Origin of the sequence: Pseudoalteromonas apostichopi (assembly GCF_030297135.1) — a bacterium.
Lineage (GTDB): Bacteria > Pseudomonadota > Gammaproteobacteria > Enterobacterales > Alteromonadaceae > Pseudoalteromonas > Pseudoalteromonas apostichopi.
Genome location: NZ_AP028066.1, coordinates 582,453 through 597,211 on the forward strand (window position 1 = coordinate 582,453; position 14,759 = coordinate 597,211).

Below are 14,759 nucleotides of genomic sequence, written 5' to 3' on the forward strand. Positions count from 1 at the left end.
ATTATATTTAGTAAATGAGAGCGAATGACTATTTTTCAAATGCTAATTAAGCACGACTTTGTTGCTGTTTTTCCACCTTTAGGCCATCGGCATCAATACCTCGCTTCCAATATGCTGATGCAACAATATGCTCATGATCAACAGCAAAGCGGTTTGTTATTAAGCGGCGCACAGATTTTACTAAGCTTGCTTCCAATGCCATAAATACTATAGGTTGTGTGTTATATCCTGCACAAAATCGTATTACTTGATCGAGTAGTTCTGTTTCAGGCTTTTTTGTAACTAGCCATTTAATGCTGTGCTGAGTGTTAGCTTTAATTTGCTCAAGCTCGATGATATCGGCTTTATCTGCAACGTGAATAATGACATCAACAATTGCGTCTTTCGGTAATACTTGTAAATAGCCATTTATTGCATTCACTGAAGTTAAATCAGCCAACATTAGATAATGTGTTTGAGTTAAGTCGGTGAGTTTTTTAGGCCCAGGTCCTGCAATACCTACCTCGTCGCCTACTACCGCATTTTGTGCCCAGTTGCTTGCCACGCCTATGTGCTGGTTAACTACAAAGTCGAGGGTAATTGCACCGTTAACAGGATGAATATTGCGAATAGTATAAGAGCGCATTAATGCAGGACGCTTAGCTTGTAGATCAAGTTCAACCTTAGATTCACCCGAGTGAGGTAGCAGTACTTTTACGTACGCACCTTTTGCGTCTTGCGGGAAATCGGCAAACTCATCTGATCCAACGACAATTCTTTGTAGATGCGGGGAAATACGCGTAGTACTTAATACAGTTGCACGACGAACTTTTCTAGCCATGTTGGTCTCCTAGCTGGTTAAATTGCACAACGCCCCAATAGTTGATATAGTCAACTATACGCTTTTAGTTGACTATGTCAACTAATACCAACTAGCATAATTTAGGTAAGCCATGTCACAAACTTCTCTTTCTTCTGCTTTATTTACACTGGCACAAAGTTATCGTGTCACTGTACGAGAAGCAATTAACGCCAACGAGCTTGGTCTTAACGCTCTGCATGTACGCTGCTTACATATTATTGCCCAAACACAGCACTGTACCGCGAATGATATTGTTGCCAAAACAGGCCGTGATAAAGCACAAATAGCACGCTTAGTAAAAGAGCTTATAAAGCTTGAACTGGTCTATAAATGTGCCGACGAAAATGACAAGCGCTGTTTAATTTTATCGTTTACTGATCAAGGTAACGCCCTGTTCTCGCGCTTAGACGTTGCAGAGCAAGAGGTCGATGCCAAACTTTGCCAAGGTTTAACTGATGAACAAGTACGTAATTTTATCGCTATTGCCACAACCATGATCGAAAATATCAATAACAACACCCCGTGATCTTATTGGCAAGATAACCACAAACCACTATACTGTACAAACATACAGTATAGTGGTTTTGTTATGCGTGTTATTCCTATTTATATCGAAGCTGGCGTGTGTGGTTTTGAATCACCGGCAGCACAATACAAAGAGCTAGGCTTATCATTAGATCAACTATTGATTAAGCACCCTGATGCAACATTTATTGGTATTGCTTCTGGCGAATCAATGCAAGGTGTGGGGATTTTTGATGGCGACTTATTACTGGTTGATCGCGCCGAAGACGTTAAAAATGGCGATGTAATTGTGGCAAATCTAAATGGTTTATTTGTCTGTAAACTGTTAGATAAACACAATGCACAGTTATTATCAGCATCGCCCAAATACCCTGCAGTGCAACTACGTCAATCTGATGAATTTCAACTAGAAGGCGTGGTCACTCGCTCTATTCGCTTACATCGCAGTAGTAAAGAGTTATTATCATGTACGCCTTAGTCGATGCCGTAGCTTTTTATGCCAGCGCAGAAAAAGTGTTTGATCCAGCAATTCGCAGTAAACCTGTCGTTGTACTGACCAATAACGATGGCTGTATTTGTGCCGTGTGTCCAATCGCACGAAAGCTGGCTATTCCAAAGTTTCAGCCTTATTTTCAAGTAAAGAAAATACTCGAAGATAACCAAGTAGTGATCCGCTCATCTAACTATGAGCTGTACGCCGATTTAAGCGAGCGGATGATGAATGTAATTGGCCGCTTTTGCGATAACCAACATATATACTCTATAGATGAGTCATTTTTAAACTTTACAGGTTTCACCAGCTTTGTTCACGATTGGCATAGTTATGGCCATGATATTCGTCGTACCGTGTGGCGCGAAACAAAGCTGCCAGTCGGTGTTGGATTTGGCCCAACAGCAACCCTTGCTAAGGCGGCTAATCATGCAGCGAAAAAGCTACCCGGCTTTGATGGCGTTGCAGTGATTGATTCGGAACCTTCACGGTTAGCCATTTTAAAAGCGATGGATGTACAAGATGTATGGGGAGTTGGCAGACGCTTAGCTAAAAAGCTTAAAGCAATAAATATAAATACGGCTTTTGATTTAGCTGAGCAAGAGCCACGAAAAATGAAACGCTTGTTCAGTATAGTCCTAGAGCGAACAGTGAACGAGTTACGTGGTAAAAGTTGTTTAGCGTGGGATGAAGTGCGCCAAGACAAAAAAGAGATTTTCTCGACCCGCAGTTTTGGGGAACGTATCACTGATGCCACAGCGCTAAAAACTGCACTGATCAATCACGGCACTATTGTGGCAAGAAAGCTGCGTACGCAAGGCTCACAAACTAAACGCTTATTACTGTTTGTCGCCAGCTCGCCTCATCAAGACGACTATTATAAAAAATCTTATATTTATGAGTTCAGTGTCGCCACAGCTGATAGCTGCGTGTTTGCGAATGCCATCAGCGAGATATTTAAACACCTCTATAAGCCTGGTGTGCAATTTTACAAATGTGGTGTGGGTGCACTTGAGTTATCAAGTCAAATGTTTCAGCAACCAGATTTATTTCAAGCACCTATCGATAACCCTAAACTGATGCAGTGCCTTGATAACATCAATGCTCGTTATGGGGTTGGTACGCTTGCGATAGCCAGCCAAACACCCACAACTCGTTGGCATATGAAGCGTGAGTATCTATCGCCTCACTACACAACTCGGTGGCATAACCTACCAAAAATACATTGCTAAAAATTAGCAAATTTAGCATTAAGTAAACTGCAAAGATCCTGCGGAGACAGGGCAATTTCTAAACCACGTTTACCAGCCGACACATACATAACATCAAATTCTTGTGCAGATTCATGAACATAGGTCACAAGACGTTTTTTCTGACCAAGTGGGCTTACACCACCTAAAATATAACCAGTCGTATTTTCGACTTTCTGTTGTGGAGCCATTTGCACTTTTTTAACGCACGCAGCCTTTGCCAACATTTTCAAATTAACTTGCTGACTAACAGGGACAATAGCAACTAAGAGTTGATGTTCTGTATCTTCGAGTACTAAGGTTTTAAATACTTGCTCAGCAGGAAGATTCAATTTTTCAACCGCTTCAAGGCCAAACTGTTGTTGTGAAGGCTCATGCTGATAGCTGAGCACATCAAAACTAATGCCTTTCTTTTTTAATAAGTTTATAGCCGGCGTCATTGATTTTCCTATAACTGATTAATTTTCTGTAACTTATAAAACATATCGTGAAAAAGGAACATAAGGCAATAGAAAAACGACTTCAAAAAGCACTTAATGGCTCTAATTGAACTACACTTGAATAATGAATCCTGGGCAAGGTAACAAGTATGTCTAGACGCACAGGGCTGTATCTAGCCAAGCAATTATTCATCATACTCACCCTTTTGTATGCAGTTAATTTTGTGTGCAACGAATACCTCGCATGGAATGCCTACATGAATTGTCAAAGCAAATGCCATACGCTTGGCTTAGAAAAAGGTAAAATACAAAGCACAACATTTTCAGAAGATGTGACTTTATGTCGCTGTCTTGCCGATACAGACTACTACGTTGTGCTTAACTAAATCTGAAAATACCGACTAGGAATTAGATAAATTTCACGTATTATTAAATTGATTATAAGTTAAACAAAGGAAAGTACATGTTTTTAGACTACTTTGCGCTAGTCATGCTCGTGTTTGTGACGGTTGTAATATTTTATGGTGTAATCGCTATCCACGATATTCCCTACGAAATTGCGAAAAAACGTAATCACCCTCATCAAGATGCCATCCATTATGCAGGCTGGGTTAGCCTATTTACACTGCATGTATTGTGGCCATTTTTATGGGTTTGGGCCACATTATGGCGTGATGACCGCGGTTGGGGCTTCAACCAGATTCAAAAGGAACAAGAAGACTTAGCTGAGAAGGTGGCTAGTCTGACAGCCACAGTCGCAGCACTACAAGCACAGGTTAATGCTCAATCGAATAATAAAGAGAAATAAAATATGGATTTGTTATTAATACTCACATATACCGCATTGTGCATAGGCATATTTAAAGTTTTTAAGATCCCGCTTAATAAATGGACCGTACCCACAGCAGTACTCGGTGGTGTGGTGCTGATTGGCGCTTTAATTCTTTTAATGAACTATAACCACCCACATTCAAATATGGCTAGCAGTGCCTATGTCACAACGCCGATTGTACCAAATGTACGTGGCACGGTAGAAGAAGTTGCAGTGAAGCCAAATCAGCCAGTTAAGAAAGGTGACTTACTATTTCGTCTAGACGACACCTTGTATCGAGCAAAACTAAATCAAGCAATTGCGGCTTTACAAGATGCAAAGCAGTCAGTTCTTGGTTTGGAAGCGGCCTATAAATCAGCGCAAGCAAGTGCTCTGATGGCTAAAGCTGAATATGACCGCAGCAAGAAAGAATACGAGCGATATGAAAAAGGCGCAAAAAGCGGTGCTTACTCAAAAGGCCAAGTTGATAATAAATTAGGTGTATACTTAGCAGCAAAGGCAAGTTATGAAGCAGCACAAGCAGAAGAATTACGTCAGAAGCTGGCATTTGAATCAGAAATAAACGGCGAACAAACCAAAATCGCTGCTGCTCGCGCTAATTTAGAGCAAGCACAATTTAACTTAGATAGCACCCGCGTACATGCACCAACCGATGGCTATGTTACACAACTTACATTACGTCCTGGGATGATTGCGGTCCCTATGCCACTACGGCCGGTAATGACTTTTGTGCACAAAGAAGACACTGTTTATGTAGCTGCGTTTAGACAAAATTCGCTATTAAGACTTGAACCAGGCTATAAAGCTGATTTTATCTTTAAAGCAATTCCTGGTAAAACATTTGCGGGCGAAGTAATCGATGTGTTACCCGCTATTGGTGAGGGACAAGTACAAGCACAAGGCACACTTATGGGCAGTGAATTTTTTGCCCGTCAAGGCCGCGCTATTGTCACCTTAAAAATTACAGATGATATGAGCCAGTACCATCTTCCACAAGGAACAAGCACTGAGGTAGCTGTTTATTCTGAACACTTCGAACATGTCTCAGTGATGCGTAAAGTGTTGATCAGAATGAAAAGTTGGCAAAACTACCTATTCTTAGATCACTAAAGTAGGCAATTACCAATAAAAAAAGGCGCTAATTAGCGCCTTCTTACTATCTAACTGAAGTTACTTAGTTAGGTCATCGAAGAATTTCTTTACACCGTCAAAGAAACCTTTTTCTTTTGGACGGTTTTTAGAACCATCTTTACCCATGCTTTGCTCAAGCTCTTCAAGTAACTCACGTTGACGTTCGTTTAAATTCACCGGTGTTTCAATAACTACTTTACAGATCAAATCACCTTGTGCGCCACTGCGAACCGACTTCACACCTTTGCCACGCATACGGAACATTTTGCCCGTTTGGCTTTCTGATGGAATCTTCAGCTTTGCGCGACCATCTAGTGTTGGCACTTCAATTTCGCCACCAAGTGCAGCTGTTGTGAAGCCAATAGGTACTTCACAATACAGGTTATTACCGTCACGTTGGAAAATAGGGTGTTCGCGCACAGACACTTGTACATATAAATCACCTGCAGGCGCACCATGCATACCCGCTTCACCTTCGCCAGATAAACGAATACGATCACCGGTATCAACACCAGCTGGAATTTTCACTGATAAGGTCTTAGTTTTTTCTACACGACCTTGACCATGACAGCTGTCACAAGGATCAGAAATAATTTGACCCGTACCTTGACACGTAGGACAGGTTTGCTGAACCGCGAAGAAACCTTGGCGCATTTGTACTTGCCCTGCACCATGACAAGTAGTACACGTTTTTGGTTTAGAACCTGCTTTTGCACCACTGCCATCACACGGCTTACAGCTTACCCATGTTGGAACTTTAATCTCAACGTCTTTACCACGAACCGCTTCTTCAAGACTTAAATCCATATTGTAACGTAAGTCTGAACCACGTTGTTGACGAGATTGACGACGACCACCGCCGCCACCAAAGATATCTCCAAACACATCACCGAAAATATCGCCAAAATCACCCTGACCGCCGCCGAAGCCACCGCCATGGCCGCCGCCACCTTGTTCAAAGGCTGCATGGCCGTATTGGTCATACATCTGACGTTTTTGCGGATCAGTCAGTACTTCGTAGGCATCTTTTACTTCCTTAAATTTAGTTTCAAGGTCTTTATCGCCTGCTGTACGGTCTGGATGATATTTCATCGCTAAGCGCTTATACGCTTTTTTTATGTCTCGTTCGCTGGCATCTTTGCTCACGCCGAGAACTTCATAATAATCGCTTTTTGACATATCTATCACACTACTCTTTTTACTGCAGCTACACTGCGTAAGATAAATCGATTCATACCAATCGTGTTAAGTTAAATCTAAGCAGATTGGTCTCTTATCAATTTACCGTTTATATACATGCAAAAGGCGCGTCAAGCGAAATCGCTGGCGCGCCTCAATCATTTCATCCTAACTTAATTGGCTAAACAAAGCAGCCATTATTGCGTTAGGCAGAAGCGAAACAAGCAATTACTTGTCGTCTTTCACTTCTTCGAACTCTGCATCAACAACATCGTCGTCTTGTTTTGCAGAAGATTGCTGTGCACCAGCATCCGCACCGCCTTGTTGCTGCTGTGCTTTAGCTTGTGCAATTTCCATTAGCTTTTGTGATTTTTCAGCTAGAGCTTGAGTTTTCGCTTCAATCTCTTCTTTGTTATCACTCTTAATCGAAGCTTCTAGCTCAGTAAGCGCAGCTTCAATTGCTTCTTTATCTTCTGCTGGTAATGCATCACCCGCTTCTTCGATTTGCTTGCGTGTGCCATGAACCATTGCATCTGCTTGGTTACGAGTCGCTACTAGCTCTTCGAATTTCTTATCTTCTTCAGCGTGCGCTTCAGCGTCACGAACCATTTTTTCTACTTCTTCATCGCTTAAACCTGAAGAAGCTTGGATTGTGATCTTCTGCTCTTTACCTGTATCTTTGTCTTTAGCCGATACATGTAAGATACCGTCCGCATCTACGTCGAATGTTACTTCGATTTGAGGTGTACCACGTTGTGCTGGGCGAATACCTTCTAGGTTAAATTGACCTAGAGATTTATTGTCGCTTGCACGCTTACGCTCACCTTGTAGTACGTGAATCGTTACCGCTGATTGATTGTCTTCAGCTGTTGAGAAAACTTGTGATTTCTTAGTAGGAATCGTCGTGTTTTTCTCAATTAATGCTGTCATTACTTGACCCATAGTCTCGATACCTAGTGATAACGGAGATACGTCAAGTAGTAGTACGTCTTTAACGTCACCAGCTAGAACACCACCTTGAATCGCTGCACCTACTGCAACTGCTTCATCTGGGTTAACATCTTTACGAGGTTCTTTACCAAAGAACTCAGCAACTGTTTTTTGTACTAAAGGCATACGTGTTTGACCACCAACAAGGATGATGTCATTTACGTCGCTTACTGATAAATCAGCATCAGCTAGTGCACGCTTAAGTGGCTCGATTGACTTAGTTACTAAGTCTTCAACAAGTGACTCAAGTTTTGCACGAGTAACTTTAACATTCATGTGCTTAGGACCAGTTGCGTCAGCAGTCACGTACGGTAAGTTAACTTCTGTTTGCTGTGCAGAAGAAAGTTCAATCTTCGCTTTTTCAGCAGCTTCTTTAACACGTTGCATTGCAAGTGGGTCATTTTTAAGATCGATGCCTTGATCTTTCTTAAACTCTTCAACTAAGTAGTTGATAACACGGTTATCAAAGTCTTCACCACCTAAGTGAGTGTCACCATTAGTTGCAAGAACTTCAAACGTGTGCTCACCTTCAACTTCGTCGATTTCGATGATAGAGATATCGAAAGTACCACCACCTAAGTCATATACTGCAACAACGTTTTCACCTTTGTTTTTGTCCATACCGTATGCAAGTGCAGCGGCTGTTGGCTCATTGATGATACGTTTAACTTCAAGACCTGCGATACGACCAGCATCTTTAGTAGCTTGACGTTGTGAGTCATTGAAGTATGCAGGAACTGTGATTACTGCCTCAGTAACCGCTTCACCTAGGAAGTCTTCTGCTGTTTTCTTCATTTTTTTCAGCACTTCTGCTGAAATTTGTGGTGCAGCACGTTTTTCGCCACGTGCTTCAACCCATGCATCACCGTTATCAGCTTTTACAATTTTAAAAGGCATGATACCGATATCGCGTTGTACTTCTTCGTCTTCAAAACGACGACCAATTAGACGCTTGATTGCAAATAATGTGTTAGTTGGGTTCGTTACTGCTTGGCGTTTTGCAGGTTGACCAACTAATGTTTCACCGTCTTGCGTATAAGCAATGATCGATGGTGTTGTGCGATCGCCTTCCGCGTTTTCAATAACACGTGCTTTATCACCGTCTAGTACTGCTACACAAGAGTTAGTAGTACCTAAATCGATTCCAATAATTCTACCCATGAATCTTCTCCAACTTCAAAATTCGTTAAAACGTTCGATGACTAGTAAATAGGGGTGCAGGAAACTGAATTCAACTGTAAAAATGAAAAAAATATACTTTTTTTTGAAATATTTTCTAAATGGGCATTTTTTCCTCAAAAAAATAAGTTTTCAGATACATTCTTAAAATCAAACAAACTGGTCTGATGAGCTTAGCTATGCTATAAGAAAATAAGTATGATAAATAACAAGGAAAATTATGCATTTTGAACAATTGCTCGCAATGGCAACAGAGCTTGGTAAAGACAACACAAAAGTGATGCAGTTTCCAGAAAATTGGTGCCAAGGTAGAACTGCCTTTGGTGGCTTATCTGCAGCACTACTCTACCAAGCAATTCGTCAACATATTGATAGTTCTCGTAGGCTACTTTCATTAAGCACTAATTTTGTTGGACCGCTTCTTGCCGAAACTGACTTTACTATTGATGTCGACGTATTACGTGAAGGAAAGAATAGCGCTCAAGTACTAGCAAAAGTGATTCAGGGTGGTGAAGTCTGTGTAATAACTCAAGCCTGTTTTGGCGCACAGCGACAATCAGGAGTTAAGGTTGATGTTACAAAAACAATGCAACTAACTCCTGTTAATGAGCAATTTGTTCTTCCTTATTTAGAAGGGCAGATGCCAGCTTTCTTCCAACATATTTCCCTTTGCTTACAACAAGGCAATATGCCATTTACTAACTCAGATACGTCTCACTTAGGCGGTTGGATGAAATTCAAGCACATACCAGAACAGATGCAAGAGGCACATATAATCGCGTTAGCAGATGCATGGCCACCCACCCTGTTGCAAATGTATAAGCAACCAGCACCGGCGAGTAGCATGTCATGGTACATTGAATTTGTAGAAGAACCTGCCATTGCCCATAACGGGTGGCTTGGCTATGAAGCAATTACACATCATAGTAAAGATGGCTACGGTCTAGAAGATGGCTGTATTTGGAGTGAAGATGGCAAACTTATCGCTCTCAGTCGCCAGACCGTTGCGTTATTCGCGTAACTTAGAATTTAAAAGCTGGGCATATTCAGTTCCATCAAGGCGAATAATAGCTTGATATTCGCCTGACTCAATGATCTCATCAAGACCTAAATTAAAGACATTCTTTAACGTTTTACTATGAAAATACGCAGGTCTTGGTGCTTCTTTAAATATTGCATGCACAACAAACGGTTTTACTTCACCGCTTTGTTTGTATTTTTCAAAATAATACAAAAACACTCGACGCTCTAAAATAATAACATCAACCCAACCTTTCATAAGGTGATCAACTTGTGCTTCTTGATTAACGACTTCTTCGTATGAGCGTAAAATATTGGTAACCGATTTAAATGGTGCTTCAATAAAATTGGTTGCGTTTTGAAACGCCAAAACACTCTTTCCCGCTAAATCATAAATACTGTTAATTTTTAACTCTTTATTAGCAAGGCTGACCGCTACATTTTGGTAGCGCAGCAGTTCGTCACTTTTATAGACTCGTGTCGTAAGTGCATCAGGAAAGTTAAGTACAATATCAACCTTACCATGCATTAGCTGTTGCTCAGCACGCTTATTCGACATGTAATGGATATCGATATTAGAAATACCTTGAGATTTCAAAGCCGCTTTTAGTATTTCGAGTTGGATTCCGCTGTTCGTGTCTTCAATAACATAAGGAGGTAAAGAGGAGCTTGCAGCAACAATAATTGGCTTTTGCGTATTTGGCTCTGATAAACACTCGCCTTTAACACTAACAAACAACATTAAAAGGATAAATAATTGCTTCACTGCTCACCTTAAAAATTAACTGTATTAAAAAGCGTAATCACTTTGTACAAATATTAGCTTATATTGAACAAAGGTGCATTTGAATTTATACACTATTTGATGCAAACTAAACTAAGTTCTTGTTTAAGAGACCATAAGTTTGCAAACAGCCTGTCCTAGCTGCGATCTTGTTATAGAGATCCCACACTTAAGTGCAAAACAAGTGGCATTATGCCCACATTGCAATACAAAGCTTTCGGCGTCGCAAGCTAATCAAGATAGCATGGTTGTCGCACTGAGTTTAAGTGCTATCGTTATGCTCTTTAGTAGTATGTTTTATCCATTTCTATCTTTTACAAGTAGCGGTATTACCCAAACAATCACCTTACCCGATGCCGCACGAATACTCTTTAATTACGACAACGACTTTTTAGGTTTGTTCATTGACACAAGTATTATCGGTCTGCCCCTACTTTTATTGGTACTAATAATTCCTCTGCATTTAGGTTTACTAAAAGCGCTACCATACCAATGGGGAAAAAGAATATTAAAAATTACCTTTGCGTTAGAACCTTGGATCATGTCGGAAATTTTTTTAATAGGCGTAATGGTGAGCATGGTCAAAATTATGTCGATGGCCGATATCGAGTTTGGTGTGAGCTTTTGGGCTTACAGTGCTTTTGTAATTTGCTATGTAGCGGTTACAGCAAAATTAAATAAACACTCTTTGTGGCACCAACTAAAAGAGCCTGACTATATAGAACAAACACAACCGAATATGCGTGCAATTGATCAAGGTTTAAGAGCTTGTCATGTATGTGGACAGCTATGTGCAACAAAAACCTGTTCACGCTGCCACTCTAAAACATATAGCCGTAACCCATTTAGTGTGCAAAAAGCTGCAGCTTGGTTAATTACCTCAGTCGCCTGTTATATACCAGCCAATGTCTACCCAATTATGTATACAACGAGTCTTGGCGATGAGATGCCATCGACTATTATTGGTGGGGTTATGATTTTATGGAATAGTGGATCTTACCCCATCGCGATGATTATCTTTTTAGCGAGTGTAGTTGTCCCTCTAGCAAAAGCGCTTATTTTAAGTTTTTTGTGTTTTATGGTTATGAGGCCTGCAAACAGGCAAACAAAAAGTTATACACGCATATATCAATTGACTGAATTTATTGGCAAATGGTCAATGATCGATGTATTTGTTGTGGCGATTCTAGTAGCCTTAGTACAACTAGGAAACCTAATGTCGGTCACCCCTGGCATTGGCACAATCTTTTTTACTACCATGGTTATTTGCCAAATGTTGGCAGCCCATGCATTTGATCCACGTTTATTGTGGGATAACCCAGATAATTTAAGTACTGCGAAACAAGAGACCTTGGCATGAGCGAAACTGCTAAAATAAAAACAGCGCCAAATATATCAGCAATCTGGATCATACCAGTTATTGCCTTATTAATTGGCGCATGGATGTTGTACCAGTATCAAGCGAATAAAGGCACCACCATCTTTATAAAAATGCCTCATGCAGAAGGGATTGTGGCTGGTAAGACAGAAATAAAAGTGCGTAGCGTGAAGATTGGCCAAATTGACCATGTACGTTTGTCTGATAAACAAAATAGTGTAATAGCACGTGCACAAATTGATAAACATTATGACAACCTACTCACAGATGATGCAAAAATTTGGGTTGTAAAACCACGTATTGATGATACCGGTATAAGCGGAATGAGTACCTTACTGTCAGGGGTGTATTTAGAATTTGCACCCGGAGAGAGTAAAAGACTTGCCGAGAGTTTTGAACTTCAGGATGAACCAGCATTAATTGGTAAAGATGTTAAAGGTGGACGCTTTACACTGCTTAGCTATAACGCAGAGGTGCTTGATGTCAGCACTGGCATTTACTTCAAAGATTATAAAATTGGTCAAATAGAAACAGCAACCTTTGATTGGAAAAACCAAGCGATGAAATATGGTATTTTCATCAAGGAGCCTTATCAAAATTTGATCACCTTAAATTCCATATTTTGGGTTAACTCAGGCATTGAAATAGACCTGTCGGCTGATGGTATTAATGTAAATACTGGCTCATTAAGCAAACTACTAAAAGGGGGAATTTCAGTTGGTATTCCTGAACAGCAAGCACCCGGTGAAGTTGCCAGTAATGGCCATAGTTTTTCATTAAGTAATAGTTATAAAGCTGCTCTTGAGGAACGTTTTTATGATTTTGACTATTACTTAATAGACTTTGAACAATCAATTCGTGGCTTACGCCCAGGCGCCCCCGTTGAATACCGAGGTATGCGCATCGGTAGTGTGGTCGAAGCACCTGCAAGTGTAATCATAGATGGCAAACCTGCGCACTTTAGAACCGATAACACCGCAGTACCTGCCCTTGTAAAAATTGAATATGGTCGCCTATACCACGACAGCACTGCAGCGCGTGAGTTTTGGCATTCAAGTTTAGATGGCTGGATCAAGAGCGGCCTTCGTGCCTCGCTGAAACCAGGTAATTTATTGACCGGAGCTGTGTATGTCGACTTAGACATATATGATAACGCAGAACCCGCCGAATTAAAGACCATAGCTGAGTACACAGTATTCCCTAGTGTGTCGAGCGGCATAACAGTATTAGCCGACCAAGTATCTGATGTATTGAATAAAGTTAATAACCTTAAAATTGAAGATAGCTTAGCGCAAATGCAGACCACATTTGCCGAGTATCAAGCACTTGCTCAAGACATGAGAGAGCTACTAAATAAACAAGATACTCAAGACTTACCGGGTGATATTAATCGCAACTTTGCAGAAATGACAAAGAGCATGCAACAATTCGATAAAACCATGAAACAATTTGAAAAAACCATGGCAAGCTACGAGCAAGGTTCAACGTTCCACCAGCAGTTGCAAACAACATTGTCTGAATTTAAACGTTTAAGTGAAGAGCTCCAACCCCTCACTCGTGGCTTAAACCAGCAACCTAATATGTTGATTTTTGATAAAGAGCTACCAGCAGATCCAACGCCGAGGAAACAATAATGAACTATAAACTCTGTGCTTCAATTGCATCAGTGCTATTACTATCGGCCTGCAGCCAAACTTCGTTTTCAACTATTGAGTATTATCAATTTTCGCAACCAATAGTTGCAATGCAACGCTTAGCTGAGAACACTCAAGCTCAACTCAGGATTAACACGGTACAATTACGCGGTGCGCTAAATAATCGTGGTATTGCTATGGTATTAGATAACAACAGAGTGAACGCTGCTAACTATCACCTATGGAGTGAATCACCTGATTTAATGTTAACTGCAAGTGCCCATCAACAACTTTACACTGAACTTAATAATTGGATGGTAATAAAAGGTTTACCTGTAATTACTGATTTAGATCAGCAAAGCTTTTATGAATTAGAATTTGAACTACATCACTTTAACGGTGATGAGAAAGGTAATGCCAACATTGCTGGGCTTTGGCGCTTGTACTATACAACGCCAGACACGGGCCGAAAATTAAAAGCTGTAAACTATTTTAATGAGCTTACGCCTTTAAAAGAGAGTGACTACGAAGGACTTGTTGCCACACTTGAATCTTCTTGGCTTAAAGTCAACAAACAAGTAGCAAGCGACATTTCAAAGCTTGCTCTTTAATAAAAGTTTTAGTGGCTGATTGTCTTCGTTAATGATGACATCACCGATATACTCAAAACCAAGTTTTTGTAAAACTTTCTGCGAACCAATATTTGTTTGCGAGGTGATTGCTGTAAGTATACCAAACTCTAATACATGCTTTTTAGCCAGCAATAACTTTGCAGCTGATGTTGTTATACCCTTGCCTTCATATTTGGCTAGCAGTGCAAATCCTAAATCAGGAATAGCTAACGCATCTCGCTGAAAGAGACCCACCATGCCAACAGGTGTACCATCAGATAAACATACTATGTAACTACCAAACCCAAATTGCTGGTGGCTGTTAACAAAGTTTTGTTGAATATAATGTTCAGCTTGTGCTGGAGTATTTATATTTTTATTGCCGATATGCTCTAAAAATGTTGCTTGATTTAATAGCTCAACAATAAAGGTGGCATCATCTGGATGCCCTGCCCTTAAATATATATCTAACACT

General features: G+C 40.5%; 16 protein-coding genes. 10 read left to right on the plus strand and 6 right to left on the minus strand.

Annotation, left to right across the window (positions count from 1 at the left end; genetic code table 11):
* Positions 1 to 46 precede the first annotated feature (46 nt).
* Entirely contained in the window at positions 47 to 820 is a 774-nt protein-coding gene (locus QUE86_RS18600) for a siderophore-interacting protein (RefSeq protein ID WP_286260525.1), read from the minus strand.
* A 112-nt stretch (positions 821 to 932) separates the two neighbouring features.
* On the opposite strand from QUE86_RS18600, the gene QUE86_RS18605 reads away from it, so the two are divergent.
* From QUE86_RS18605 to QUE86_RS18615, 3 genes are all read left to right on the plus strand, one after another.
* The gene (locus QUE86_RS18605) at positions 933 to 1,367 is read left to right on the plus strand and encodes a MarR family winged helix-turn-helix transcriptional regulator (RefSeq protein ID WP_286260526.1); all 435 of its coding nucleotides are present in this window, start codon (positions 933 to 935) and stop codon (positions 1,365 to 1,367) included.
* Positions 1,368 to 1,430: 63 nt separating this feature from the next.
* Positions 1,431 to 1,844 carry a LexA family protein gene (locus QUE86_RS18610; RefSeq protein ID WP_130052399.1) on the plus strand — a complete coding sequence of 138 codons (414 nt, stop codon included), beginning with the start codon at positions 1,431 to 1,433 and terminating at the stop codon, positions 1,842 to 1,844.
* Complete coding sequence (locus QUE86_RS18615; RefSeq protein ID WP_130052400.1) at positions 1,832 to 3,088, plus strand: Y-family DNA polymerase; 1,257 nt, start codon at positions 1,832 to 1,834, stop codon at positions 3,086 to 3,088. Before QUE86_RS18610 ends, QUE86_RS18615 begins: the two co-directional genes overlap by 13 nt.
* Here QUE86_RS18615 and ybaK read toward each other — a convergent pair.
* A complete protein-coding gene (gene ybaK / locus QUE86_RS18620) occupies positions 3,085 to 3,546 on the minus strand; it encodes a Cys-tRNA(Pro) deacylase (RefSeq protein WP_250662113.1) in 462 nt (153 codons plus the stop codon). The two genes, QUE86_RS18615 and ybaK, sit on opposite strands and share 4 nt — an antisense overlap.
* A gap of 149 nt (positions 3,547 to 3,695) precedes the next feature.
* On the opposite strand from ybaK, the gene QUE86_RS18625 reads away from it, so the two are divergent.
* From QUE86_RS18625 to QUE86_RS18635, 3 genes are all read left to right on the plus strand, one after another.
* Positions 3,696 to 3,932: a hypothetical protein gene (locus QUE86_RS18625; protein WP_130052402.1), complete on the plus strand. Its 237-nt coding sequence runs from the start codon at positions 3,696 to 3,698 to the stop codon at positions 3,930 to 3,932.
* Positions 3,933 to 4,009: 77 nt separating this feature from the next.
* The gene (locus QUE86_RS18630; protein ID WP_063703726.1) at positions 4,010 to 4,354 is read left to right on the plus strand and encodes a DUF3302 domain-containing protein; all 345 of its coding nucleotides are present in this window, start codon (positions 4,010 to 4,012) and stop codon (positions 4,352 to 4,354) included.
* Between the two features lie 3 nt (positions 4,355 to 4,357).
* Positions 4,358 to 5,488: an HlyD family secretion protein gene (locus tag QUE86_RS18635; protein WP_130052403.1), complete on the plus strand. Its 1,131-nt coding sequence runs from the start codon at positions 4,358 to 4,360 to the stop codon at positions 5,486 to 5,488.
* A gap of 60 nt (positions 5,489 to 5,548) precedes the next feature.
* Here QUE86_RS18635 and dnaJ read toward each other — a convergent pair whose 3' ends face one another.
* Both dnaJ and dnaK read right to left on the minus strand, forming a co-directional pair.
* Positions 5,549 to 6,688: a molecular chaperone DnaJ gene (gene dnaJ / locus QUE86_RS18640; protein WP_130052404.1), complete on the minus strand. Its 1,140-nt coding sequence runs from the start codon at positions 6,686 to 6,688 to the stop codon at positions 5,549 to 5,551.
* A gap of 228 nt (positions 6,689 to 6,916) precedes the next feature.
* Entirely contained in the window at positions 6,917 to 8,839 is a 1,923-nt protein-coding gene (gene dnaK / locus QUE86_RS18645) for a molecular chaperone DnaK (RefSeq protein ID WP_130052405.1), read from the minus strand.
* Positions 8,840 to 9,077: 238 nt separating this feature from the next.
* Here dnaK and QUE86_RS18650 point away from each other — a divergent pair, with 238 nt between their 5' ends.
* A complete protein-coding gene (locus QUE86_RS18650; RefSeq protein WP_130052406.1) occupies positions 9,078 to 9,878 on the plus strand; it encodes an acyl-CoA thioesterase in 801 nt (266 codons plus the stop codon).
* Here QUE86_RS18650 and QUE86_RS18655 read toward each other — a convergent pair.
* On the minus strand, positions 9,867 to 10,643 hold the full coding sequence (locus QUE86_RS18655) for a substrate-binding periplasmic protein (RefSeq protein ID WP_239977856.1): 777 nt from the start codon (positions 10,641 to 10,643) through the stop codon (positions 9,867 to 9,869). The two genes, QUE86_RS18650 and QUE86_RS18655, sit on opposite strands and share 12 nt — an antisense overlap.
* 139 nt (positions 10,644 to 10,782) lie before the next feature.
* Here QUE86_RS18655 and QUE86_RS18660 point away from each other — a divergent pair, with 139 nt between their 5' ends.
* Genes QUE86_RS18660 through QUE86_RS18670 form a run of 3 tightly spaced genes read left to right on the plus strand, consistent with a single transcriptional unit; the run spans position 10,783 to position 14,284 of the window.
* Positions 10,783 to 12,021, plus strand: coding sequence for a PqiA/YebS family transporter subunit (locus QUE86_RS18660; protein ID WP_130052407.1), 1,239 nt, complete (start codon positions 10,783 to 10,785; stop codon positions 12,019 to 12,021).
* Positions 12,018 to 13,673, plus strand: a complete 1,656-nt coding sequence (gene pqiB / locus QUE86_RS18665; RefSeq protein ID WP_130052408.1) for an intermembrane transport protein PqiB — start codon at positions 12,018 to 12,020, stop codon at positions 13,671 to 13,673. The genes QUE86_RS18660 and pqiB overlap by 4 nt, the downstream gene beginning before the upstream one ends.
* Complete coding sequence (locus QUE86_RS18670; protein ID WP_250662114.1) at positions 13,673 to 14,284, plus strand: PqiC family protein; 612 nt, start codon at positions 13,673 to 13,675, stop codon at positions 14,282 to 14,284. Before pqiB ends, QUE86_RS18670 begins: the two co-directional genes overlap by 1 nt.
* Here QUE86_RS18670 and QUE86_RS18675 read toward each other — a convergent pair.
* Positions 14,267 to 14,758, minus strand: a complete 492-nt coding sequence (locus tag QUE86_RS18675) for a GNAT family N-acetyltransferase (RefSeq protein ID WP_130052410.1) — start codon at positions 14,756 to 14,758, stop codon at positions 14,267 to 14,269. The two genes, QUE86_RS18670 and QUE86_RS18675, sit on opposite strands and share 18 nt — an antisense overlap.
* Position 14,759: the final 1 nt, after the last annotated feature.